The organism is Mycolicibacterium sp. SMGY-1XX (assembly GCF_059132455.1).
The window spans coordinates 5,487,675-5,512,257 of record NZ_CP101139.1 but is presented as its reverse complement, the minus strand read 5'-3'; the positions used below and the strand labels follow the sequence as shown (position 1 = coordinate 5,512,257).

23 protein-coding genes and 1 tRNA gene are annotated in these 24,583 nt (G+C 67.1%); 11 read left to right on the top strand and 13 right to left on the bottom strand.

The window, feature by feature from the left end; genetic code table 11:
* The first annotated feature begins 11 nt into the window (after positions 1–11).
* Positions 12–1,130, top strand: a complete 1,119-nt coding sequence (locus NL241_RS26335; RefSeq protein WP_494395455.1) for a TDT family transporter — start codon at positions 12–14, stop codon at positions 1,128–1,130.
* Here the strand turns inward: NL241_RS26335 and NL241_RS26330 are convergent, their stop codons facing one another.
* Positions 1,131–1,544, bottom strand: coding sequence for a VOC family protein (locus tag NL241_RS26330; protein WP_487694462.1), 414 nt, complete (start codon positions 1,542–1,544; stop codon positions 1,131–1,133).
* A 74-nt stretch (positions 1,545–1,618) separates the two neighbouring features.
* Here NL241_RS26330 and NL241_RS26325 point away from each other — a divergent pair, with 74 nt between their 5' ends.
* The 5 genes from NL241_RS26325 to NL241_RS26305 all read left to right on the top strand — a co-directional run bounded on the left by NL241_RS26325 (position 1,619) and on the right by NL241_RS26305 (position 8,480).
* Positions 1,619–2,743 carry a serine hydrolase domain-containing protein gene (locus tag NL241_RS26325; RefSeq protein WP_487694461.1) on the top strand — a complete coding sequence of 375 codons (1,125 nt, stop codon included), beginning with the start codon at positions 1,619–1,621 and terminating at the stop codon, positions 2,741–2,743.
* Between the two features lie 59 nt (positions 2,744–2,802).
* A complete protein-coding gene (locus NL241_RS26320; RefSeq protein WP_494398395.1) occupies positions 2,803–3,684 on the top strand; it encodes an LLM class flavin-dependent oxidoreductase in 882 nt (293 codons plus the stop codon).
* Positions 3,681–4,859 (top strand): alpha-hydroxy-acid oxidizing protein, encoded by a 1,179-nt coding sequence (locus NL241_RS26315; RefSeq protein ID WP_487694460.1) that lies wholly within the window; start codon positions 3,681–3,683, stop codon positions 4,857–4,859. Before NL241_RS26320 ends, NL241_RS26315 begins: the two co-directional genes overlap by 4 nt.
* 59 nt (positions 4,860–4,918) lie before the next feature.
* Positions 4,919–6,550 (top strand): CotH kinase family protein, encoded by a 1,632-nt coding sequence (locus tag NL241_RS26310; protein WP_494395454.1) that lies wholly within the window; start codon positions 4,919–4,921, stop codon positions 6,548–6,550.
* Between the two features lie 115 nt (positions 6,551–6,665).
* Positions 6,666–8,480, top strand: a complete 1,815-nt coding sequence (locus tag NL241_RS26305) for an HNH endonuclease signature motif containing protein (RefSeq protein WP_494395453.1) — start codon at positions 6,666–6,668, stop codon at positions 8,478–8,480.
* Positions 8,481–8,515: 35 nt separating this feature from the next.
* Here the strand turns inward: NL241_RS26305 and NL241_RS26300 are convergent, their stop codons facing one another.
* From NL241_RS26300 to NL241_RS26280, 5 genes are read right to left on the bottom strand one after another with little or no spacing between them, the layout of a single operon-like run.
* Positions 8,516–9,781, bottom strand: a complete 1,266-nt coding sequence (locus tag NL241_RS26300) for a DUF4032 domain-containing protein (RefSeq protein ID WP_487694457.1) — start codon at positions 9,779–9,781, stop codon at positions 8,516–8,518.
* 4 nt (positions 9,782–9,785) lie between these two features.
* Positions 9,786–10,985 carry an ABC transporter ATP-binding protein gene (locus NL241_RS26295; RefSeq protein ID WP_487694456.1) on the bottom strand — a complete coding sequence of 400 codons (1,200 nt, stop codon included), beginning with the start codon at positions 10,983–10,985 and terminating at the stop codon, positions 9,786–9,788.
* A gap of 2 nt (positions 10,986–10,987) precedes the next feature.
* Positions 10,988–11,821: a carbohydrate ABC transporter permease gene (locus tag NL241_RS26290; RefSeq protein WP_487694455.1), complete on the bottom strand. Its 834-nt coding sequence runs from the start codon at positions 11,819–11,821 to the stop codon at positions 10,988–10,990.
* Positions 11,818–12,750, bottom strand: coding sequence for a carbohydrate ABC transporter permease (locus tag NL241_RS26285; RefSeq protein ID WP_494395452.1), 933 nt, complete (start codon positions 12,748–12,750; stop codon positions 11,818–11,820). Before NL241_RS26285 ends, NL241_RS26290 begins: the two co-directional genes overlap by 4 nt.
* Positions 12,747–14,042: an extracellular solute-binding protein gene (locus tag NL241_RS26280; RefSeq protein WP_487694453.1), complete on the bottom strand. Its 1,296-nt coding sequence runs from the start codon at positions 14,040–14,042 to the stop codon at positions 12,747–12,749. The genes NL241_RS26285 and NL241_RS26280 overlap by 4 nt, the downstream gene beginning before the upstream one ends.
* Before the next feature lie 204 nt (positions 14,043–14,246).
* Between NL241_RS26280 and NL241_RS26275 the strand changes: the two genes are divergently transcribed.
* From NL241_RS26275 to NL241_RS26260, 4 genes are all read left to right on the top strand, one after another.
* Positions 14,247–15,917, top strand: coding sequence for a glycoside hydrolase family 13 protein (locus NL241_RS26275; RefSeq protein WP_494395451.1), 1,671 nt, complete (start codon positions 14,247–14,249; stop codon positions 15,915–15,917).
* 53 nt (positions 15,918–15,970) lie between these two features.
* A complete protein-coding gene (locus tag NL241_RS26270) occupies positions 15,971–16,639 on the top strand; it encodes a pyridoxamine 5'-phosphate oxidase family protein (RefSeq protein ID WP_487694450.1) in 669 nt (222 codons plus the stop codon).
* Between the two features lie 71 nt (positions 16,640–16,710).
* A complete protein-coding gene (locus NL241_RS26265) occupies positions 16,711–17,049 on the top strand; it encodes an ArsR/SmtB family transcription factor (protein WP_494395450.1) in 339 nt (112 codons plus the stop codon).
* Positions 17,010–17,654, top strand: a complete 645-nt coding sequence (locus NL241_RS26260) for a cation efflux transmembrane domain-containing protein (RefSeq protein WP_494395449.1) — start codon at positions 17,010–17,012, stop codon at positions 17,652–17,654. The genes NL241_RS26265 and NL241_RS26260 overlap by 40 nt, the downstream gene beginning before the upstream one ends.
* A 15-nt stretch (positions 17,655–17,669) precedes the next feature.
* Here NL241_RS26260 and NL241_RS26255 read toward each other — a convergent pair whose 3' ends face one another.
* Positions 17,670–18,503 carry a DUF1460 domain-containing protein gene (locus tag NL241_RS26255; RefSeq protein ID WP_494395448.1) on the bottom strand — a complete coding sequence of 278 codons (834 nt, stop codon included), beginning with the start codon at positions 18,501–18,503 and terminating at the stop codon, positions 17,670–17,672.
* 42 nt (positions 18,504–18,545) lie between these two features.
* Here NL241_RS26255 and NL241_RS26250 point away from each other — a divergent pair, with 42 nt between their 5' ends.
* Positions 18,546–19,481: a lytic transglycosylase domain-containing protein gene (locus NL241_RS26250; RefSeq protein WP_494395447.1), complete on the top strand. Its 936-nt coding sequence runs from the start codon at positions 18,546–18,548 to the stop codon at positions 19,479–19,481.
* Positions 19,482–19,485: 4 nt separating this feature from the next.
* On the opposite strand, the gene NL241_RS26245 is transcribed toward NL241_RS26250, so the two are convergent.
* The 6 genes from NL241_RS26245 to NL241_RS26220 all read right to left on the bottom strand — a co-directional run bounded on the left by NL241_RS26245 (position 19,486) and on the right by NL241_RS26220 (position 24,498).
* Positions 19,486–19,770 (bottom strand): hypothetical protein, encoded by a 285-nt coding sequence (locus NL241_RS26245; RefSeq protein ID WP_487694444.1) that lies wholly within the window; start codon positions 19,768–19,770, stop codon positions 19,486–19,488.
* Positions 19,771–19,916: 146 nt separating this feature from the next.
* Positions 19,917–20,840, bottom strand: a complete 924-nt coding sequence (locus NL241_RS26240; protein WP_494395446.1) for a TAXI family TRAP transporter solute-binding subunit — start codon at positions 20,838–20,840, stop codon at positions 19,917–19,919.
* 17 nt (positions 20,841–20,857) lie between these two features.
* Positions 20,858–22,213 (bottom strand): MFS transporter, encoded by a 1,356-nt coding sequence (locus NL241_RS26235; protein ID WP_487694441.1) that lies wholly within the window; start codon positions 22,211–22,213, stop codon positions 20,858–20,860.
* Between the two features lie 94 nt (positions 22,214–22,307).
* Complete coding sequence (locus NL241_RS26230; RefSeq protein ID WP_494395445.1) at positions 22,308–23,708, bottom strand: sensor histidine kinase; 1,401 nt, start codon at positions 23,706–23,708, stop codon at positions 22,308–22,310.
* Between the two features lies 1 nt (position 23,709).
* Positions 23,710–24,369, bottom strand: coding sequence for a response regulator transcription factor (locus NL241_RS26225; protein WP_487694439.1), 660 nt, complete (start codon positions 24,367–24,369; stop codon positions 23,710–23,712).
* Between the two features lie 56 nt (positions 24,370–24,425).
* Positions 24,426–24,498, bottom strand: a tRNA-Arg gene (locus tag NL241_RS26220).
* Positions 24,499–24,583 lie beyond the last annotated feature (85 nt).

The window sequence follows — 24,583 nt, the reverse complement described above, 5'->3', positions numbered from 1 at the left end:
GTCAGGCAGTTGTGACGAGTCGCCGGCGTGAGGTCCTGGGCAACCTGGGTCCCAACTGGTTCTCGTCCGTGATGGGCACCGGGATCGTCGCCAACTCCGGAGCCATGCTGCCCGTGCACGTGCCGGGACTGCGGGCATTCTCCGAGTTCGTCTGGGTCACCGCAGCGGTGCTGCTGGTGGTGTTGGTGATCGCGGTGGGCGGCCACTGGTTGCGTCACCCGACGGTGGCCCGCACGCACGGACGCAACCCGCAGATGGCGCACTTCTACGGTGCCGCTCCGATGGCCCTGATGACGGTGGGCGCGGGCGCCGTTCTGGTCGGCAAGGACCTCATCGGCGAGCGCGCCGCCGTCGACCTGCACTGGGTGTTGTGGAGCTTCGGCACCGTCGGCGGGCTGTTCACGGCGCTGACCATTCCCTATCTGATGTTCACCCAGCACGCCGTCGAACCGGATGCCGCGTTCGGCGGCTGGTTGATGCCCGTCGTCCCGCCGATGGTGTCCGCCGCCACCGGCGCCCTGCTCATCCCGCACATGGCGCCGGGCACGGGCCGGGCGACCATGCTGTACGGCTGCTACGCGATGTTCGGGCTGTCGCTGGTGGCCTCGCTGATCATCATCACGTTGATCTGGAGCCGGCTGGCCCATTTCGGCACCTCGGGTACGGCGAGGGTGCCCACGTTGTGGATCGTGCTGGGGCCGCTGGGTCAATCCATCGCTGCGGCAGGACTTCTGGGCACCCAGGCCGCTCTGGCGGTGCCGGCCGAGGTGGCGACGGGCATGTACGTCTTCGGCATCCTGTTCGGTGTGCCGGTGTGGGGTTTCGCGGTGCTGTGGATAGGTCTGGCGACGGCGCTGACGGTGCGCACGCTGCGCCGCGGGATGCCGTTCGCGCTGACGTGGTGGAGCTTGACGTTTCCGGTGGGCACCTTCGTCATGGGCACCACTCAGCTTGCCGACCACACCGGGGTACCGATGTTCCGGGTGGCGGCCGTCGTCGCCTTCATCGGGCTGCTGCTGACGTGGGTGCTGGTGGCAGCGCGCACCGCCAGGGGCAGTCTGCGCGGGCACCTGTTCCTGCCGCCGGCCAGCGCCGGCCCTGTCAGGGCCAGCAAGGACCGCATCCTCTGATCACTTCGGTGCCGACAACTCCAGCGCGATGTTGTCCGGGTCGCGGAACTCCAGGATGAACGCCGGGCCGATGTCCTTCACCGGCCCCCGTTCGATGCCGAGTTCGTCGAGATGTCCTGCCGCGGCGTCCAGGTCGGCCCTGCTGTCGAGCTTGAACGCCAGATGGTCCAGACCTGTGCGGTTCTCGTCGAAACGGTCGGTGGACACGGGACGCAACCCGATCAGCCCGTGCCCCATGTCGTAGATGACGCCGCCGAACAGGAAACCCAACCGTTCCTTGGTGGCCTCGTCGGCGCCTTCGGGCACCTCGATCAGGACCGGCCAGCCGAACACCGACTCGTAGAACCACCGGGACCGTTCGATGTCGGTGACGGTCAACCGGAGGTGTGCAATCGAGGTGGGCTTGATCGACATGGCATCCATGCTGCCAAACTCCGGATAGGCTCCGAGCGAACCGGCCGACACCCTTGAACAGAACGGGGCCCGCCATGTCTGGTGGTCGCACGCTCGCGGCCGTTTTCGCCGTACTCCTGCTCGCCGCCGTCCCGGGGCCCACCGCTGTGGCCGCCGATCTGCGCACCGAACTGGATGCCGCGATCGCCGCGAAGGTGGCCGAGATGGACATCCCCGGCGCGATCGTGGGTCTGTCGATTCCCGGCAGGATCGAGTACGCGACGGCCGTCGGGGTCAGTGACACCGCCACCGGCCGGCCGCTGACGGTCAACGATCACACCCGGATCGGCAGCGTCACCAAGACCTTCACCGGCACCGCGGTCCTGCAACTGGTGGATCAGGGCCGCATCCGGCTCACCGACCCCATCTCGCTGTATGTCGACGGTGTGCCCAACGGCGAGCAGATCACCCTCGACATGCTGGGCCGGATGCGCAGCGGCCTGTTCAACTACTCCGACGACGAGGCGTTCCAGGCGCAGTTCTTCGCCGAGGCGCCGACGGGTCCGGACGCTTTCCCCACCACTCCTCGCCAGCTGGTCGACATCGCCTTCCGCCATCCGCCGAACTTCGCGCCGAACGAGAAGTTCGAATACTCCAACACCAACACCGTGCTGTTGGGCATGGTGGTGGCTCGGGTGTCCGGCCAGTCGCTGCCGGACTACGTGCGCCAGCACGTCATCGGACCCCTGGGGTTGTGGCAGACATTCTGGCCCACCAACGGGGCGATGCCGGAACCGTTCACCCACGGCTACCTCGGGATGCCGGACGGCGGGGGCGTCGTCGACTCCACCTTCTGGAATCCGTCGTGGGGCGACGCGGCCGGCGCCATCATCTCCGATCTCGCCGATATGAAGGTCTGGGCCGCCGCGCTGGGCCGCGGTACCCAGTTGCGTCCGGAGACCCAGGCGCAACGGATTTCCGGCGAGGCCGCCTATCCCGGGGTCACCTACGCCTTCACGATCTTCGACACCCACGGCTGGATCGGCCACAACGGAGACATCCCCGGCTACACCACGGTGTCGGTGTACCTGCCCGAGCAGGACGCCACGTTGGTGGTGTTCACCAACTCCGATGTGCCCGCCGACCACGCCGCCGGCCAGATCGCCACGGCGGTGACCTCGGTGGCGACCCCCGATCACGTCTACAACCTGGCGGGCTAGACCCGAAACGCGCGGAAGACCGGTGCGCCCGTGCCAGAATCGCGGTCGTGCAGGTTGGGATGACGCTGCCGGTGATGGAACCGGACCTCGACGCGTCGGTGTTGAAGTCGTGGGCCACCGAAGTCGATCAGGGACCGTTCTCGTCGCTGTGCTGGGGTGAGCGCATCGCCTTCGACAACCCGGACAGCCTCACGCTGCTCGGCGCCGTCGGGGCGTGGACCGACCGGGTGCAGTTGGTGACGACGGTGATCGTGCCGCAGTTGCATGACCCGGTGATGCTGGCCAAGGCGCTGGCCACCGGTGACATGCTCAGCGGCGGGCGTTTGACGGTCGGGATCGGCGTGGGCGGCCGGCACGAGGACTACCGGGCGGTCGGTGCGGATCCGGCGACACAGACGATGCGCGGCATGGCCGAACGGGTGGACATCATGCGCCGGGTGTGGGCGGGGGAGAAGCTCACCGAATCGGTGCTTCCCGTCGGCCCGGCGCCGGTTCGCGACGGCGGACCGTCGCTGTTGGTGGGCACCATCGGGCCCAAGACGGTGCGCAGCGCCGCCGCCTGGGCCGACGGCATGGCGGGCACCACCCTGGATCTGGACGTCACCGCGCAGAACGAACTCTTCGACGTGGCGCGGCAGGCCTGGGCCGAGGCGGGCAAGCCGAAACCCCATCTGGCGACGTCGTTCTGGTTCGCGCTCGGCCCGCAGGAGAGCGCACGCGCGCAGGTGCACACCCACCTGCGCCGCTACATGAACTGGATTCCCGCCGAGTTCGTCGATGCGATGGCGCCTACCACGGGGTGGGCCGGCACCGAGGAGGACCTGGCGGCCGTCCTGCGCCGATTCGCCGATATCGGCACCGACGAAATACATCTCATTCCGACGAGTTCCGACCTCGGCCAACTGAGCCGGGTCGCTGATGTGGTGAAGGACTTCGTGTGACCAGCCCCAATTACGGTGCCTACCAGTACGAGATCTACTTCGCCGGTCTCACCGGGGTGCAGCCGTCGCTGCCGATGACCTACCCGGAATGGGAGGCGCGTGCCGAGCAGTCGTTGCCGCCATCGGTGTGGTCTTATGTCGCGGGCGGCGCCGGTGACGAGACCACCCAGGACGTCAATGTCAGCGCATTCCGGCGGTGGGGCCTGATCCCACGAATGTTGGTGGGCGCCAAGGAACGTGACCTGACCGTCGAGCTGTGGGGGACCACGTGGCCGGTCCCGGTGTTCATGGCGCCGATCGGTGTCACCGCGTTGTGTGACCGGAGCGGCCACGGTGATCTGGCCGCGGCGAGGGCCGCCGCGCGCACCGGGGTGCCGATGTTCGCCTCGACGCTGATGGGTGATCCGCTCGAGGGCGTCGCCGCTGAATTCGGGGATACTCCAGGCTATTTCCAGCTGTACTGCCCCGCTGACCGGGATATCGCCCAAAGCCTGGTCAGCCGGGCCGAGGCCGCGGGGTACACCGGTATCGTCGTCACGCTGGACACCTGGGTGCCCGGCTGGCGGCCCCGCGATCTGAGTACCGCCAACTTCCCGCAATTGCGCGGGCACTGTCTGGCCAACTACACCAGCGACCCGGTGTTCCGGGAGAAATGCGGAGTGGATGCGGCCACGCTGGATGCCGACCCGCGGTCCGTCGTGCCGTACTGGGCCGGGATCTTCGGTAATCCGCTCACCTGGGAGGACCTGCCCTGGCTGCGGTCCCTGACCTCGCTTCCGTTGATCCTCAAGGGAATCTGCCATCCCGATGATGCACGGCGCGCGATCGATCACGGCGCCGACGGGATCTACTGCTCCACTCACGGTGGTCGACAGGCCAACGGCGGCCTGCCCGCGATCGACTGCCTCCCGGGCGTGGTCGATGCCGCAGGGGAGGTGCCGGTGCTGTTCGACTCCGGGGTGCGCTCCGGCGCCGAGGTCATCAAAGCGCTGGCACTCGGCGCGACGGCCGTGGGGATCGGCAGGCCGTACGCCTACGGTCTCGCGATCGCAGGGGAGGACGGACTGGTGCACGTGCTGCGGTCGATCCTCGCCGAGGCGGACCTGATCATGGCCGTCGACGGCTACCGGAGTCTGGCCGAGCTGACACCCGACGCGGTACGCCGGGTGCTCTAGCGTTTTTCGGGTAGTCCGCTACCCGAACCGGTGGGGGTTCAGCGGCCGATACTGACGCGATGAGTATCGAGCAACAGCAGGCGATGGACGCGCTGTACGACATCGACAACGTGCTCACCGTCGAGATCAGCATGGCACCCGCCGACTGGGAGTTCGTCCGCACCGAAGAACCCAGGGGAGGCCGGTGCAACTTCGACTTCAACGACGGCCCCCGCTACACCTGGCGCAAAGCCTCCGCCGTCGAGATCTCGGGCACCACATTCCCTTCCCAGCCGGCGAGGTTCACCGATGTCGGGGTCAAGAAGAAATCCTTCTGTGGCTCGATCAGCAGCGAGAAGCCCTGTCTCCACGTCGATTTCGGGAAGTTCGCCGATTCTGCTGCGGTCGAGGCGCTGATCGGGACGCGGTACCTGACATTGAACAATTCGATCCAGGACGCGTCCTACATCCGGCAGACGCTGGGTTACCGCATGCTGGCCGCAGCCGGGTTGCCGCACTCCCGGTCCAACTACGCACGCGTGTTCGTCAACGGCAACCTGATCGGCAACCCCGGCGTTTATGTCAGTGCCGAGCCCGTGATGAAGCGCTACATCGAGCGCAACTTCGACGGCAACATGAAGGGGAATCTGTACGAGCTTGAGCACCGCGACGATCTGATCGCCGATCGGCTGGACCACATCGGCGTCGAATCGCTGTCGCAGTTCGAGGACAAAGCCGACGTGTCGTTGGCGATCGATCAGATTGCGGCCCACGGGCTGGCCGGGGCTGCTCAGGTGGTGAATCTCGACCAGTTCATCAAGTTCTACGCCATGGAGTTCTTCCTCAAGCACTGGGACAGTTACTCGGAGAACACCAACAACACGTATCTGTACAACGATGTGCAGGCAGTCGCCCAACCGGGTGTCGGCGACGTGAAGTTCGCGATGATCCCCTGGGGAATCGATCAGATCCTGCGTCCTGACAGGGCCTTTCGGCTCGGCCGGGCCGGCGTGGTGGCTGAACTCGTGCGAGCCGACCCCGGGCGCCGCGCGCAGGTGTTCGATCAGATCCGCACCTACCGCGAGACCTTGTTCTCCCGTGACGTCCAGCAGGGCACCTGGACGCCACTGATCAACCGTTTGCAGACGTTGGTAGCGGATCTCGGCGTTCCCGACGCCGCTTCGCGCATCGCCGAGGTTCGTCAGCAACTGCGCCTGGCACTGTCAGCGGGATATCTGTGCGGCGGGCTCCCCGATGACACCGTGGCCTACGTCGTGGATGCCGCGGACCGTTGCCTGCATGCCAGCAACACCGAATCGGTGCCCGCAGGAGCGCCTGCGCCCGTGGACTTCGAGGTCTACCACCTACCTCTGCGCGATGACGATGACAAGACCGACCTGTGGCGGATCACCCCGCTGGGTGCCGGCCGGTCGTTGACCAACGTGGCCTACGGCCGAGCCCTGCACGCCAGCGCCACACTGGTGACGCCGGCGGGACACAAGCAGCTCTACACGTGCGGTGCCGGTAACACCGCGCAGTCCGACGAGTTCGTCTTCCAGAAGGTCGATTCGCCCGGTGATTTCACGTTCAGTGGGTTCGCCGAGCTGACCAGTGTCCGAACCGGGCTGAGCGCGACGTTCGGCTCCGATCTCACTCCCGGTGGACGGCCCCGCGTGCACCAGGGTGATGGTTCGCGAGTCTATCTCTACTGAGCGCCTACTCTTGAGATGCCCGCCTGGCGAGCGACAACTCAGCGACAGTAAAGGCGTTCTGGCACTGCGATTTTGGAGACGCTGATTTGTCGGTGGGTGTCGGTATGGTCGGGGCATGTTCCAGCAATTACCGGCGCTGATCGACGAGCTCAAGGGTGGCAGTGATGCCGCCCCGCTGGTCGATGCCGCTGTCGGTTGGGGCCGGATCGTCGCGGCCGGGGAGGCCCAGCGCCTGGCGTTGCTGGCTGAGTGGGCCGCGCTGTGGCTGGCTGATGCTGATGAAGACAGCTGCCTGGGTGCGGTCGACGAGGAAGACGATGTGGTGGCCGAGATCGCGATGGCCTTCGGGGTCTCCCGCGGCTGGGCGTATCGCGAGCTGCAGATCGGGGTGGCGATGCGGGAGCGTTTCCCCAAGCTGGCGGCGCTGTTTCTGCGCGGCGAGATCTCGGCCAAGGTGATGGCCACCGTGGTGGAACGCACCTTGCTGGTCGTTGACGATGAGGCTCTCGCCGCGATCGACACCGCCTGTGTGGCGGCCGCCCTCGAATGCGGGTGGAGTGGGTTGTCGTACTACAAGTTGAAGAACGCGGTCGACGTGTGGATCGAGCGGTATGACCCGGATGCGGTACGGCGGGTCCGCAACACGATGCGGGGCCGCGAGGTCCGGGTGCACCACAACGATGACCGGTCCGGGGTCACCACCATAGTGATGCGGTTGAGCAAGCCGGGCGCGACGTTGTTCATGGGGCGGGTCCGCACGCTGGCCAAAGGGGTGTGCGCCAATGATCCGCGGACCCTGGATCAGCGGATGGCCGATGCTGCCGAAGCGTTGGGTGCTGATGCAGACCACCTCAAATGCCTGTGCGGGTCGCCCACGTGCACCGCCGCCGCCGATGACGGGGTGGCGTCACGGTTTGTGGTGCACATCTACGGCGAAGCCGCCCTGCTCGAGAGCCAGCCGGATGCGTTGATCCACGGCGCGGGGGTGTTCCCTCGGGCCCCCGAAAACGTGCCCATCGTCGACAGCAGGACGGCTGGTGCGTCCGAGGAGCAGGACGGGGCGGACGCGCCTTCGCCGTCGGACGGTGCGGATGTACGGTCGGGCTCCGCCGCTGGTGCGTCCGAGGAACAGGCCCAAGCCGAAGCGCCTTCGCCGTCGGACGGTGCGGATGTAGGGTCCGGTCCCGCCGCTGGTGCGTCCGAGGAACAGACCGGCGGAGAGCCGGCCCCCGGCGCTCCTCGCCAGTGCGCCGCGCCCGTGAAGACCGAGGCCGTGGACCCGGCGACCGACCAGGACGTGGAGTCAGCGGGCCGGGAGCGCCCCGAGAGGGGATCGCCGCCGGGGTTCATCCCGGGATTCGGGGTGGTGCCCAATGCGTTGATCGCCGCGCTGCTGGCCGCCGGCGCCGAAGTACGGCATGTCAAGCCTCCGCCCGTTGACCCGGCCGACGGGTACCGGATCCGCGACGTGGACCGCGAGTTCGCTCGCGCGCGCGATCTGACATGCCGAATGCCGGGCTGTGACCGGCCGATCGACGAGGCCGATCTCGACCACACCATCGCCTGGGGCGCCGGCGGGCCCACGCACGCCTCCAACATCAAGGGATACTGCCGACACGATCACCTGATCAAGACGTTCCGCGACGGTTGGTCAGATGCGCAAAACCCCGACGGCACAATACGTGTGACCACCCCGACTGGTCACACCTACACCAGCATTCCGCTGAGCCGGCTGCTGTTCCCGGCCGCGGACGTCACCTCGGCTCCGGTGCAGCGGGGCAGCCCGAGAACAAAACCGGCATCCGACAAATCGGTCAAGATGCCGAAACGAAAACGCAGCAAGGCCAAGGACCGCGCTTACCGCATCGCCGCAGAGCGCGCGCTCAACGCCGTCTACCGCGCGGAACGTGATGAGGAATTACCACCGTGAGTGGGTGGGGTGCCTCGGCCCACTGCCGGGACGTGCTAGTCGTCCTCGGAGAGCACTTCGAAAGGCTCGGTGGGCACCTCGACAACGACCATCTCCGCGGCGGAGTCGGCCGGCACCCGGTTACGGGCCAGCGCCACAAGCGCTTTCTCGGTGCCGACGTCATGCCCGGCCTGCTCGGACAGCAGCCAACGCACCTCGAGCAGATCGCAGAACGCCTGGATATCGGAACCGGCGTTGCCCACTGCGGTATGCGCCCGGTGCATGGTCGGGGTGGCCACCTCCATCAACCAGAGCCGCGCCGCGGTGCCCTCGTCGACGTCCTCGCCGGCCTCACGGCACAACTGCGCCTGATAGGCGTGCAGATCACCGAGCAGGATCCTGGCCTGGCCCTCACCGACGTCCAGACCGGTCAGGGCGCGCAGATGCTGGGCGTGGTAGCGGCGGTCGCCGACGGCCACCTTGAGGCGCAACTGGCTCGGGTCGGCGCTGACCGGTTGCAGCGACACCTCGTCCACCGCGAAGCCCAGTTCGTTGAGCTTGCGGATGGTTCCTTCGACCTCGTAGCGGTCGGCGAACCCGAAAACCGGTTCGGTGTGCAGGGTTTCCCACAACCGGTCGTAGGTCTCGCGGACACTGAACGCCTCGGCGATCAGGACATCGTTGAGGTCCTCGGGGCGGTCCAGCCGGGCGGCCAGGTCGATCATGCCCGCCGCCACGTTCTCGACCAGGATCTCCATATCCCATTGTCGTTGACCGTCAGACAGATTCGGATGCACTGCACTGGTTTCGGCGTCTACCAGCGCGGCTTGCAGCACCTGGCCGTCACGGGAGAACAGCGTGTTGGCCAACGAACAGTCACCCCAGAACACCCCGTGGCGGTGCAACTCCACCATCAGCGAGGCCATGGCGTCGAGCAGCCGCGCGCGGTGCCTGGGTTTGTCGGGAGGCAGCCGCATGAACAGCCGGCGATACTGCCACGAGCCCTCGAGATAGCGGGTCACCAGGATCGCGGTCTCGTGTTCGGGTTGCAGCACCACCCCGGCGGGGCGCACGGCGTTGAGTTCCATGTCCTCGAGTTGCCGCAGGACGTCGTACTCCTTGACCGCGATGCGTGGCGGCAGATCCTTCAACGCCCACAGCTTGCCGTCGCATTCAACGAACTTGACCAGGTGCCGGCTCGGCCCGACGGCGATGTCACGCAACGGGACATCGGGCACCATCCACTCGGACAGCGGCAATTCCCAGGGCAGTGCCACCAGGTCGGGTGTCGGTGCCCGCAGCCGCAGCTCCGGTGCGCGCATGGCCTCAGCCGGCGTTGACCGGTTCGCGCTGCTCCGAACCTGCTGTGCGGGTGAGGTTGTTGCCGTTCTGCGGATCGAACAGGTGCAGACGAGAGGTGTCCAGCCACAGTTTGGCTTTGTCGCCCGAACGCACCCGGCTCAACGGGTCCAGCTCGACGCAGAGCTGGGTACGCAGCTGCTCGCTGTCCAGTTCGGAGGCCAACTGCGCCAGATGACTGGTGATCTCGGCGGGCGCCTCGAACGGCACGAACGCGTACTGCTCGTTGCCCAGCCATTCCGTCATGTCGATGTCGACGTCGAAGGAGACACCGCGGTTGCTCTTGTCGGCATCGATCAGGCTGGCGTCTTCGAAGGCACCCGGACGGATCCCGGCGATGTACACCTTGCCCTCTTCGGTGACCTTCTCCCATTCGGGACGCATCGGGATGGACGCGAACGGCAGCTCCAATTGCCTGCCGCGCACCGAGGCCGGTACGAAGTTCATCGGCGGTGAGCCTATGAAGCCCGCCACGAACAGGTTGACCGGCTGGTCGTAGAGCTCACGCGGGCTGGCAACCTGTTGCAGGATGCCCTTTTTCAGCACAGCCACGCGGTCACCGAGGGTCATCGCCTCGGTCTGGTCGTGGGTGACGTACACGGTCGTCACGCCGAGCTTGCGCTGCAGGCGCAGGATTTCCATCCGCATCTGGCCGCGGAGTTTGGCGTCGAGATTGGACAGCGGCTCGTCGAACAGGAATGCGTCGGCGTGGCGGACGATGGCCCGCCCCATGGCGACACGCTGACGCTGGCCGCCCGACAGATTCGCGGGTTTGCGATCCAGATGGTCCTGGAGCTCCAGGGTTTGGGCGGCCTCGGTGACGGTTTTGCGGATCTCGTCATCGGACAGCTTGCCGGCCAGGCGCAGCGGGAACGCGATGTTCTCGAACACGGTCAGATGCGGGTACAGCGCGTAGTTCTGAAACACCATGGCCAGGTTGCGATCCCGGGGGGCCTTGTCATTGACCCTCTTGCCGCCGATGATCATGTCACCGGAGGTGATGTCCTCCAGTCCCACGATCATCCGCAGCAGTGTCGATTTTCCGCAGCCGGAGGGGCCGACGAGGATCATGAACTCGCCGTCGGCGATGTCGAGGCTGACGTCGTTGACCGCTGGAAAGCCGTCGCCGTACTGCTTGACGATGTTTTGCATGGTGATCTCGGCCATGGTTATCCCTTCACTGCTCCTGAGGTCAATCCGGCGACGATCCGGCGCTGGAAGATCAGCACCAGGATCACCACGGGAATAGTGACGATCACTGAGGCCGCCATGATGTAGGGCACTGCTGATTCGAAGTACGACGCGCCCTGGAAGAACGCCAGCGCCGCGGGCACGGTGCGGGCGCTGTTGGTCGACGTCAAGGAGATGGAGAACAGGAAGTCGTTCCAGCAGAAGAAGAACGTCAGGATCGCGGTGGTGAACACTCCGGGTGCGGCCAGCGGGATGATCACCTTGCGGAACGCCTGCCACTGTGTGGCGCCGTCCACCTGGGCGGCATGCTCCATCTCCCAGGGGATCTGCCGGAAGAACGCCGACATGGTCCAGATCGACAGCGGCAGGGCGAAGGTCATGTAGGGGATGATCAGACCCAGCCAGGTGTCATAGATGCCGAGTCCGCGCCACATGTTGAACAACGGCCCCACCAGCGCGGCCTGCGGGAACATCGCGATCCCCAGCGCCAGCGACAGCAGCAGCTTCTTTCCGCGGAACTCCAGCCGGGCGATCGCATAGGAGGCGAACATCGCGATCACCACCGAGATCACGGTCGCGATCAGGGCGATGCCGATGGAGTTGATGAGCGCCCGGGTGAACAACGAGTCGCTGAAGATGGTGGCGAAGTTGTCGAAAGTCCATGAGGTGGGCAGGAATTGAGGGCTCCCGGACACGATGTCGGCCGGCGGCTTGAAGGCCAGGCTGATCATCCACGCCAGTGGGAAGAAGCTGTAGAGGACGATGGCGATGCCGGCGATGGTCCACCATCTGTTGGCCTTGGCCGAGTTCACTGGTCCCCCCTCACCTGAGACAGGTCGGTCTTGAAGCCCTTGACGAAGACAAAGGCGATGGCCACCACCGACAGGAACAGCAGTACCGAGACCGCGGACCCCATGCCGAGGTTCACCAGCGTCACGTTCTGCCGGTAGGCCAGGAAGGAGATGGTCTCGGTGTTGTTGGCGCCGTTGGTCATCACGAACGGGTTGTCGAAGATTCGCCAGGCGTCCAGGGTGCGGAACAGCAGCGCCACCATGATGGCGGCCTTCATGTTCGGCAGCGTCACCTTGTAGAGGCGCTGCCACGCGGTGGCGCCGTCCACCTTCGCCGCTTCCTGCATGTCCTCGGGCACCTGCACCAGGCCGGCGAGCAGCAGCAGTGAGATGAACGGGGTGGTCTTCCAGATCTCGGACAGGCAGATCACGAAGATCGCCGACCAGCGGTCACCGAACCAGTCGAACGCCCCGAGGTTCAACCACTGGTTGACGAACCCCGAGTCGATGGCGAAGGCGTAGCGCCAGATGAACGCCGAGACCACGGTGACGATGCCATAGGGGATCAGGATGGCGGTGCGCAAGGGACCACGACCGCGGATGATCCGCAGCATCACGAACGCGAACCAGAATCCGAGAACCAGTTCGACGGCCACGGTGACGATCGTGATGAGCAGGGTGGTGATGAAGTCGTTCCACCACACCGGGTCGGTGATGATCACCAGATAGTTCGACAGACCCACGAACTCACGCCCGGCCGGATCGGTCAGGCGGTAGTTGTAGAGCGACAACACCAGGGCGTAGCCCAGCGGGTAGGCCGTCACCAGGATCATCACGATGTAGGACGGCAGTGTCAGGTAGAAGCCGAGCCGGCGTTCGCCCTTCACCCGGTCGCTGGTGGTGGCGTCGGCGGCCTTCTGCGACTTGCTCGGTTTTTCCAGGGTGGTCACAGGAGCCGCCTTCCGCTGAGCACATCGGCCATGAATTGATCTGTCCGGGCCGGTGTTTCAGCGGTCACCGAGGCCGGGGGGTGCCAGGTCTGGAAGATCGAGCCGGCGACGTCGACGTAGAACGGGGTGAGCGGGCGTGGGCCGCCCTCGGCGATGGACTCGCGGATCAGGTCGGCATTCGGGTAGTTCTCGCGCACCTCGGGATCGTCGTAGGACGCCGCGTACGGCGAGGGTTCCCCCTCGTCGAGCATGTACTGGGTGGCCTTCTCCAACTCGTTGACGCATTCCACCAAGGCCACCGCTTCCTCGGGATGCTCCGAGTAGGCGCCGATTCCGAGGTTCGCCCCGCCCAGGGGCGGTGCGCTGGGCTGGTCCGGGAACACCCGTGGATACCGGGCCCACCCGATGTCGTCGACCACTTCCTGCGCCAGGCTGCCCTCCTCGGCAGCGCCGCGCGCGGCGGCCAGCACGTACGGCCAGTTGACCATGAAACCGCCACGCTCACCCTGGAATGTCGCCCGGGACTGTTCCTCCTGCGCGTTGGACAGATCCGCCGGCGCGGCGGGGGAGCGGCCGATGTTGCCGATGATCTCGGCGGCCTTCTCGCCGGCCGGGGTGGCCAGTGACGGTCTGGCATTGCGCCCGGCTTCGGAGTCTTCGAGGATCTGGCCGCCCCCGGAGAGCACCAGAGCGTTGACCCACACCATGTAGCCCTCGTACCGGGCGCCCTGGCTGGCGATCGTCTTGTCCTGTGCCACAGCGGCTTTGATCATCTCGTCCCATGTGAAACCCGGACTGGTGGGGTCGACGCCCGCGGCCTGCGCCAGTGACTTTCGGTACCAGAGCAATTGGGCGTTGGTCTTGAACGGTGCGGCGTACAGTTTGTCCTTCCACATGCCGGTCTCGACAGGTGCCGGCAGCATTCCGTTGGTCAGCCGCGCGGTCTCCTGCTCGGTGTAGGGGCGGAGGAAGCCGGCGTTGGCGAACTCGGCGGTGTACACCACATCGACACTGATGACATCGATCGACGTGTCGCCGGCGGCCAGTCGGCGGACCAGCTGCTCCCGCTGACCCGTCGCATTTGCCGGCAGCACTTCCAGGCTGACCTCGTACGCGCCACCGGAGGCGTCGGCGCATTGCTGCGCACGTGTCGCGGCGCCGCCGTTGTCGGGCATCGCGTACCACGTCAGGACCGGCGGCCCCGACGAGCCGCCACAGGCCGTCAACAGCCCGGCGGCCACAACAGGGGCCGCGGCAAGAGCCGTCGCACGCCGAAATGCCAAACGTTTCATCGCGCCTCCACCGCCACGCTGCGGACAGGTCGAAGTGATCTGCGGCTACCGCTTCGGCCAGTGTGGCACAGATCATAACCTGCTGGAAGTGTCCCGCGGGTCTCGAAAGCGTTGCGACGCCGAAACCGGTCGGCGGGGGCAAAACGAAAGTGTGCGCGTCGCATTCGGTTTCGCTTGACACCGAAAAGGGCACAGTCAACGCTGATGACTGTGACAACTGTGACTACGGGCGAAAGCGCCCCGTTGGCCGTCGAGCCCGACGCGGCGTGGTGGAAGACGGCGGTGGTGTATCAGGTCTACATCCGTAGCTTCGCGGACGGCAACGGAGACGGCATCGGTGACATCACCGGCTTGACGTCCCGTTTGCCGTATCTGGCCAAGCTCGGCATCGACGCAGTGTGGATCAATCCCTGGTACCCCTCGCCGATGGCCGATGCCGGCTACGACGTCGCCGATTTCCGGTCGATCGAGCCGACCTACGGCACCCTGGACCAGGCGGAGGCCTTCATCCAGCAGGCTCACACTGTGGGTATCCGGGTGATCCTCGATATCGTCCCGAACCACACCTCGGACCGGCACCCGTGGTTCGCGGCCGCCCTGCGGGACGAGCCCGGCGCCCGGGACCGCTACCTGTTCCGGCCCGGCCGCGGTCCGGACGGTGAACTGCCGCCCAACGATTGGCAGTCGGTGTTCGGCGGTCCGGCGTGGACACGCGTCGATGACGGTCTGTGGTACCTGCATCTGTTCGCGCCGGCGCAGCCGGACCTGAACTGGGAACATCCGGAGGTGCGCGCGGAATTCGAGAGCGTGCTGGCGTTCTGGTTCGACAAGGGGGTCGACGGCTTCCGGATCGATGTGGCCCACGGTCTGGTCAAGGCGGCGGGCCTGCCGGACCGGGGCGCGCCCACCGAAGGCGCCCAACACAACGAATCGCATCCGGCGTGGGATCAAGACGGAGTGCACGAGATCTACCGGGGCTGGCGGTCGGTGGCCAATCGTTATGCGCCGGAACGGGTTTTCATCGCCGAGGCGTGGGTGCCCAGCAATGAGCGGCTGGCGCGGTATCTGCGGCCCGACGAACTCCACACAGCTTTCCAGTTCGACTTCCTGCGTGCGCCGTGGCGGGCGAGCAGCCTGCGGACGGTGATCGACGACGCCATCGCCAGCGCGGCGTCGGTGGGGGCCCCGCCCACCTGGGTGCTGTCCAACCACGACGTGCCACGGACCGTGACCAGGTACTCCCGTTCGCAGCCCGAGGACTCGATCGAAAGCGAGTGGGAGCGGGCCCGCTGGGCCGAGGAAGCGGCTGACCATGCCCTGGGCCGGCGGCGCGCGCGAGCGTGCGCGCTGCTGCAGTTGGCGCTGCCGGGAACCGCGTACGTGTACCAGGGGGAGGAACTGGGGCTCGAGGAGGTCGAGGACCTGCCCGACGAGGTGAGGCAGGATCCCACCTGGGTGCAGTCCGGGTTCACCGATGTCGGCCGAGACGGTTGTCGGGTCCCACTGCCGTGGACCAAGGGTGATGCGCCGTACGGGTTTTCGCCACCGGGGTCGACGTCCTCGACGTGGCTGCCGCAGCCTCCGCATTGGGGTGAGCTGTCCGTCGAGGTCCAGGAAAGTGACGTGGAGTCCTTCCTGCAGCTGTACCGTGCTGCGCTGGCGTCGCGGGATCAGTTGTGGGAGCCCACCGCCCAGGTGCAGTGGCAGGCCACCGGGCCGGATGTGCTGGCCTTCACCCGCGGCGCCGCGCAGTGCTGGGTGAACACCGGCACCACCGATGTCGAACTCCCCGCGGGTGCGACGGTGGTGGTGGCGTCGGTGCCGGAGGTGCTCACCACTTTGCCGCCTGACGCCGCGGCCTGGCTGGCGGTCTGAGCCCGGACGATATTCCCGCGCGCGATCGGCGCCGAGATGGGACGCTTGCACCTGTGTCGCAGCCTTCGACGCGGGTCTCCCGTCTCAGTGAAAAGCAGAACATTTCGCGCGCCGACTTGTACGCGTTGCTCGAAGCCACGCCGCTGGCAACCGTCGCGCTGGTACGTGACGGCCACCCGGTCATCTTTCCCACCGGGTTCGCCCGCATCGGCGACGACCTCGTCATCCACGGTTCCACCGGCTCACCCTGGATGCGTGCGGTGGCCGAGGGCGCCGCGGTGGCGGTGTCGGTGACGACGCTGGACGGGGTTGTGGTGGCGCGCAGCGGATTCGAGTCCTCCTTCCACTATCGCAGCGCAGTGCTGTACGGGAGCTTCGAGGTGGTGGCCGACGACGACAAGGAGTCGTACCTGGAGGCGCTCACCGACTCCTTCATCCCCGGACGTGTTGCCGAACTGCGGGCCAGCAGGAGAAGGGAGCTGGCGGCGACGATGGCCCTGAGGATGGCCATCGGTGAGGACAACTGGTCGCTCAAGGTGAGTGCCGGCTGGCCCGACGACCCCGATGAGGACGTCGCGGCCGGCGCCTGGGCCGGTGTGGTGCCGCTGACCACGGTCTACGGTGAGCCACGACGCGCGCCGGACTGCCCCACCGGTGTGCCGGTGCCGGGGTCGGTGCGCGGCATGACCGGCGGCCTGGCGAACAAGCGCCCGGACGCCTAATCATGGTGCACGACGAGTGCCAAGATTGATACATCCTTTTCTGGATACAGAAAGCCCTGTACTGTCCGGGTATGCACACGGTGGCACACACGGAGGCACTCGCCCGGTTCGGGCATGCGTTGTCCGACCCGACCAGGACCCGAATCCTGTTGCAGCTCAACGATGCACCGAGTTATCCGGCGGAACTGGCCGATCGTCTCGGGGTGTCGCGGCAGATCCTGTCCAATCACCTGGCGTGTCTGCGCGGCTGCGGTCTCGTGGTCGCCGTGCCGGAAGGACGCCGCGCGCGGTACGAGCTGGCCGACCGTCGTATCGGCCACGCCCTCGATGACTTGATGGGTCTGGTGCTGGCGGTCGACCAGGAGTGTGTGTGCATCGGCGCCGACGGCAGCGTCTGCGGGTGCCGGTGACCGCCGTCTCGGCGGATCGCCGCCTCATCCTGCGGCGGCGGATCCGGTGGTTCGTCGCTGCGACCATCACCTACAACGTCGTCGAAGCCGTGGTGGCCCTGACAGAAGGCACGCGGGTGTCCTCCACGGCGCTCATCGGCTTCGGGTTGGACTCCGTCATCGAGGTCTCGTCGGCCGCTGCGGTGGCCTGGCAGTTCGCCGGTCGCGATCCCGAGGCCCGGGAGAAGGCCGCCCTGCGGATCATCGCCCTGTCGTTCTTCGGGCTCGCGGCTTATGTCACGGTGGATGCGGTCCGCTCGCTCGCAGGGGTGGGGGAGCCGGAGCACTCGACGATCGGAATCGTCTTGGCCTCAACGAGTCTCGTGATCATGCCGGTGCTGTCCTACGCGCAGCGCCGGGCGGGCCGCGAACTCGGGTCGGTGTCCGCGGTGGCCGACTCCAAGCAGACCCTGCTGTGCACCTACCTGTCGGCGGTGCTGCTCGCCGGCCTGGTGCTCAACAGCGCGTTCGGCTGGTCCTGGGCCGATCCGGTTGCCGGATTGGTGATCGCCGCCGTCGCCGTGAAAGAGGGCCGCGAGGCGTGGAAAGGCAGGGCCTGCTGCTAGGTGGCGAGCAGCGTGTCACACCACCGGACGCAGTACCACCAGACCCGGAACGGTGGCGAGGTAGTCCGCCAGCGGTGTGTCGACCACTTTGTTGTCCGCGCTCAACGACGAGGCGTTGCGGAACAGGGGTCCCTGCGGCGTGCTGACGAAGATTCCGACATGCGTGACGTCGAGGCCACCGTCGTCGGCGTACGCGCCCAGATAGTCCCCGGTGCGTAACCGGCTCAGCACCTCCTCGTCCACCTGCTCGCTGGGCAGGTAGGACAGGGTGCGCGCGACGACCGGCAGACCCGGCAGGTACACCCCACCGGAGTCTTTCGCGTTCAGGTTCTTCGTGGTCTCGATCGCCTTGTCGCTCAGGCCGGCGGTGATATCGGTGGCGACCGCGGGCGCCGTCGCGGCCCAGTCGGTGAAGAAGTGCTTCCGATTGGCGAATCCGACCACGCCGTCCTTGTACCGAATGTCGATCAGGCTGTCCATGAATGCATTTCGATCGCCACCGGCGCGCTTCAGCGCTTCGACATAGTCGGCGTAGGTGAAACAGTCGACCCGCTGCAGCTCGACCACCAGTTCCTCGGGCTCGTCCGCCGAGCCGACGAGAGTGTTTGCGCCGTAGGGAGTTCCCAGGAAGGCAGCGGAAACCGTGTCCGCGGGCACGGCCAGCATCGTCTGGAGTATCCGCTCACTGTCCGCGGAGATCAGAACCGGCACCGCGGATGCGACGGGCACGGGGCTCAGGGCGAGCACCAGGGCCGCCACCAACCCCAGCCATGCAATACGACACCGGCGCACGCGGCCCACTGTACGTGGCCGTCGGCTGATTGATGTCCGACGGCAGATAGGGGACACTCGGGTGGGTCGACATGCCGGAGAGTGGAGTTTTTGAGCCGTATGCCTTTTCGCGCCGCGGTGCCCGTGATCGTCACGATCATGGTGGCGCTCACCGGCTGCACGCCGCCGGCCACCACACCGCCGGCCGTCACACCACCGTCCACCGAGTCCTCCCAACCCGTCGCCACCCAGCCGGCTGCCCCGCGGCCACCGGAACGCGCCCAACCACGATTGGCGGCCGACCCTGCCCAGCTCGCCGACGATCTCGTCCGCGATGAGCAGGCGCTACGCGACCCGTCGTCGACAGAAGCCGAGCTCGTCGCTGCCGCGCGGCGTCAGCAAGCCGCGTACCGCGCGCTGGGGCGCCATCCCGAGTGGGAGGCGATCGCGCGGGGACGGGTCCCGGCCCCGCTGCTCGAGGCCTACATCCGCAACGTCGACGCACGGCGCGACCTCACCGCCCTGAGCAGTCGCGTCGGCAAACCCACGGTCCCCGCATGGCGGATCGTGTCGCCCCCGCCGGCACAGCAGCTGCTGGGCTACTACCGCCAGGCCGAGGCAGCCACCGGCGTCAGCTGGAACTACCTGGCCGCGATCAACTTCGTGGAGACCGCGTTCGGGCGCGTCGACGGTGTGAGCACCGCCGGTGCGCAAGGGCCGATGCAGTTCCTGCCGTCGACATTCGCCAGCTACGGACAGGGCGGTGACATCCGGTCGCCCCACGACAGCATCATGGCCGCCGGCCGTTTCCTGGCGGCGCACGGTTTCGCCGGCAACCGCGACCAGGCGCTCTACCGCTACAACAACTCCAACCGCTACGTCCGGGCCGTCAGCGCCTACGCGGCGGTGATCGCGTCGAACCCGGGCGCTTTCGGCGGGTACTACCGCTGGGACGTCTACTACGGCACCACCGCCGGCGACGTGGTTCTGCCGGTGGGTTACGCCGCTGCGGCACCGATCCCGGTCGAGGAGTTCCTGGCCACCAATCCGCAGTAGGCCGTCAGTCGTCGCAGGTGTAGTTGAGCTCTCCGTCGCAGGTGTTCGGAGTCGGCATGGGCTGGGCTCGGGTTCCCGGCACGGCTTTGACGTTGCTCCGGACCAGGCCCTGGGTCCCCGAGGTGCGGACATCGCCCTGTACCGCCGCCGTCCGCACCTGACTGCCCGCTCCTGAGCTGGCCGACACCGTTGACGGATCGGCCACGATCTCGCTCGCAGTGGCCGGTGCCGCGGTGCCCATCAGAAGGGCGGCCACGGCGGCTCCCGCGAAGATCAGATTTCTGCCCATGAGTGTCGGTCATTCCCGTCGAGCATCCGATCCATCGGACAGGAGGACGCGTTGTGCTCACGGTAACGAGGCGCCGGCCGCAGCCGCATTGCCCCACAGCGGACCCGGAGGAAACTCCATGGCCGGGCACAGTCGGGAGTACGTGCTCAGCCGTGCCGGCGGCGGTACTCCTGCGCAGCCCCGGGATGTAACGGGATGGCACCGGTGAGGATCAGTGACTGCGCGTCCAGGAACTGGCTGCCCACCGCTTGGGCGGGCACCAGATCCGCTGAATCGTCGATGAGGACGTCCACGATGCTCGCGATGGCGTCGTCGGCGACATCCCGTCGGGCCAACAACAGGTTGGCCACGCCGACGGTGGTGACCGCGGCATGGCGCCCGTAGACGTCGGCCGGGACGGGCACCGCTTCGTAGGTGGTCCCGTACGACTCTCTGAGCCGGGCCACCACTGCGGTGAGGTCCAGCAGCCGGATCCCGGCGTCGGTGGCCGTGAAGGCCGGGGTCGGCAGCCCGCCGGCCCACATCACCGCGTCGACGGTCCCGCCGGCGAGTTCAGTGGTGGCCTCCCGCATCGGCAACTCCACACTGCGGATGTCGCCGGGTTGCGGCAGTCCCGCTGCGGCGAGCACGCGGGCCGACAACGAGGCGGCCCCCGACCCCGGGGCGCCGACGCTCACCAGGCGTCCACGCAGATCGTCGGTCGAGACGATCGGGGAGTCGTGGCGCACCGCCACCTGGAAGTAGTTCTCGTACACACAGCCCACCGCCGTCAGGGTGTCCCGGTCGGCGCTCTCGTAGGCGGTGTCGATCAGGCTCAGCGCCAGTTCGGCGCGTCCGGAGCGCAGCGCCTCGAGGTTGTCGGCCGAGCCCTCGGAATGCAGGGGAGTGACGCGGGCCGCACCGGCCCGGTCGAGGGCGGCGGCCAGCAGTCCGGAGAACTCCCAGAAGAAGCCTCCGGACTCACCTGCCGCCAACCTCAGTTCGGCGTCGGGACGTACCCCGCAGGCCGACGTGGCCAACACGACGCCCAGAACACCCGCGCCGCGAAGCGCCGTCCGCCGATCGAACACCGGTCAAATCTAGGCCGTCAGACGAACGCGCGGCCCTGTTCGCGGTCCAGTTCGGTTTCGGACTTGTTCCGCAGCACGAAGATGTAGACCAACAGCGAGATGGCGATCACGACCGTGACGTAGGCGATGAACCAGGGCACGTGGCCACCGCCCTTGGCGGCCTGATAGATCAGCGGGGCGGTGCCACCGAATGCCGAGTTCGCCAGGGCGTAGCCCAGTCCCACGCCCAGGGCACGCACATTCGACGGGAACAGTTCCGCCTTCACGATGGCATTGATGGACGTGTAGCCGGTGAGGATCACGTAGCCGATGCAGACCAGCGTCAGGGATGCCGCAACCGATGTGGTCTTCGGCAGGAATGTGATCAGGACGTAGGTGTAGAACACCGCGCCGACACCGAAGAACACCAGCACCGGCTTGCGGCCCACCTTGTCGCTGATCAGGCCGCCGATCGGCTGGATCACCATCAGGAATGTCAGGCCGATCAGGTTGAGCCAGGTCGCGGTCATCCCGTGGTCTTCATAGGTGGACTTCACGATCGCGGGTGCGTTGACGCTGTAGGTGTAGAACGCGATGGTGCCGCCGATGGTGACGGCGAAGCAGGTCAGCAGCGCCCGCCAGTGATGGACGAACAGGTTGCGCAGTGAGCCCGACCCGTGGTCGTCGCCCCGGCGCACCGCGTCGAGCTGTTCGGCGGTCAGTGACTCGTCCATGCTGCGCCGCAGCCAGAAGACCACCACCGCTGCCACCCCGCCGATCAAAAAGGCGATGCGCCAACCGAACTCCTCGATCTGTTCCTGGCTGAGGAAGGTCTGCAGCACCAGCAGGGTGAGCTGGGCCAGCACATGGCCGCCGACGAGGGTGACGTACTGGAAGGAGGAGAAGAAACCGCGCCGTTCGCGGGTGGCCGCCTCGGACATGTACGTGGCCGATGCCCCGTACTCACCGCCGGTGGCGAACCCCTGCACCAGCCGGCACAGCACCAGGATCACCGCCGCCCACACCCCGATGCTCTCGCGTCCGGGGGTGAGCGCGATGACCAGTGAGCATGCGGCCATCAGAGACACGCTGAACGTCAGTGCCGCACGTCGGCCGCGGCGGTCGGCGAAGCGGCCGAAGAACCACGAGCCCACCGGGCGCATCACGAAGGTGACGGCGAAGATGGCGTAGACGTAGATGGTCGAGTTCTTGTCCGCGGAATCGAAGAACTGGCTCTCGAAGTACGTCGCGAACACGGTGTAGACGTACACGTCGTACCACTCGACGAGGTTTCCGGACGAGCCCCGCAGCGTGTTCAGCACGGCCCGCCGGGTGGCGGCGGGCGACGACGTCGGCGACTTCTCCGGGCCGAGTGCGGTGGCCGGGTTGCTCATGGGACAGCTCCTCCATTCAAACGACTGCTGCTTCCTCACTGTGAAGGCAGTCACAGCCGAATGGGAAGTTGCTGTCGGGCATCCTTACATTCCCTTAGGACGACGCCGGCAGCACCAGCTCGACTCGAAGTCCCGACGGGACGCGTGCGCTGACGGTCAACGTGCCGCCGGCGCGCTCGGTGAGCGCCCGGGCGATCGCCAGCCCCAGGCCGGTGCCCTGACCGACGGTGCCCGAGGCACGGAAGAACCGGTTGGCCAGCAGGGGAAGGTCCCGTTCCGGAACTCCGCGGCCCGAATCCTCGACCCACACCGTCACCTCGTCGTCGGTTGTGCTGCAGCCGATCTCGACGTGTGAGCCGGCTCCGGCGTATTTCACCGTGTTGCTCAACAGGACGTCCAGGATCTGGTCCATGTCGTCCTGGGGGATTGCCGCAACGGCGTCTGTCGCTAGCGTGACGATCGCCGACGTCATCTGCGCCTCGGCGATGGCGCCCGACCAGAATTCGTATCGCTTTGCCAGCACCGTGCCGATGTCACACGATGTGCGACTGTCTTCCACCGGCCTTGATTCCGCGGATGCCAACGCCAGGAGGTCGGCGACGACGCCGCTGAGCCGATCCACCTCCGTGGTGGTCTTGCGGTGGGCCTCGGCGGATTTACCCGCCAGTCCCATGCCCAGGGTGTCGAGCCGAATGCGTAACGCGGCCAGCGGGTTTCGCAGGGCGTGTGCCGAGTCGGCGACGAGGCGCCGCTGAGCGGCCGCTGCGGCCTCCACGTTGCCGGCCATGACGTCGAACGCCCTCCCGAGTTCGCGGACTTCGGGCGGGCCCGCATAGCGGGTGTCGTGGGACGACGACGTCGCGGCGACGCTGGCGGGCAGACGGTCGAGTACCCGGTCGCTCAGTGAACGCACCCGCATCGACAGCATGGTCAGCGGGCGTACCGTCCACCGTGACAACGCGACCGCGATCACCGAGACCACGGTCAGGAGAGCGACGGCGCCGGCCACGATCACGGCCCAAGCCCGCGCCACGTCACCGGCGGCGGCCGCCGTCGATGCCGACAACACAACCGCGCCGTCCACCTGCGTTCCCGTCCCCACCGGAACGGCGATCAGCACGTCGGGATGTGACCACGGCGTCAACGACGACGGCACATCACTTCGCTGGTTGCGCAGCGCCGCGGACACCGCGTCCGCCACCCCGTCGGACGCGGTGGTGATACCCGCCGACGCGCGCGCGGCCCCGTCCCTGTCGACCACCAGCACGCCTTCGCCGTACAACGAGTGATAGCGCTGTGCGGCTTCCCGCAGTTCCAGATCCCCGGAGTCCTCGTCGCGGGCCGCCAGGTCGGCGAAGTACGCCGCGGCCGCGAATCTGCTCTCCCCGAAACGCTGCAGACGTTCGCGACTGACGGTCAGCGCCAACGGAATTGCGAGAACCATCACCACGATGGCCGAGTACGCCACCAGGACCAGCAACACGCGCCGCCACACGTCATCTACTCCAGCGGTAGCCGTACCCGCGGATGGTGGCGATCGCGTCCGGCCTGCCGAGTTTGGCCCGCAGCGCCGTCATGTGCACGTCGAGACTGCGCGAGATCGCCACATAGGCGTCACCCCAGATGGCATCCATGAGCTGTTGACGGCTCACCGCCTCGCCGCGACGGACCACCAGGTGGGCGAGCAGCTCGAACTCCTTGGGGGTCAGTGCCACCTCCCGGCCGTCGACGTGGACGCGGTGGGCCCCCAGATCGACCACGATGTCGCCCATGGTGATGGTCTCGGGCGCCGGCTCGGCCGCCTGACCGTGCCGTCGGCCCGCAACCTCGAGCCGGGCGCGGAGCTCGCCGAGGCGCGCCGGCTTGACCACGTAGTCGTCGGCGCCGCCGCGCAGTGCCCGCACCACCGAACGCTCGTCGTCGCGGGCGGTCAGCACCACCACCGGGAGCTGACTGACCGCGCGTAACTGCCGCAGCACTGTCAGGCCGTCGACGTCGGGCAGGCCCAGATCCAGCAGGGCGATGTCGACGTCACGGTGTCCGAGCAGCAGGTCAGCGCCGCGACGCATCCTGATCGGGGCGTGGCCGACTTCGGCGAGCGCTTCGACCAGCGCGTCGCCCAGACCGTCGTCGTCTTCCACCACCGCGATTCGCATCGACCTCAACGTACGACACGCCGACCTGCCGATCGGTTGTGTCGCTGGTGAGAAAGTGCCCCCGGCAGGATTCGAACCTGCGGCCTTCTGCTCCGGAGGCAGACGCTCTATCCCCTGAGCTACGGGGGCGCTGAGTTATGCGCCATTGGGCCTGCACAGCCTAACGCATCGAAGTGACTGCTTCGTCCGCGGTAATCGATTCGGGCCCCGACCA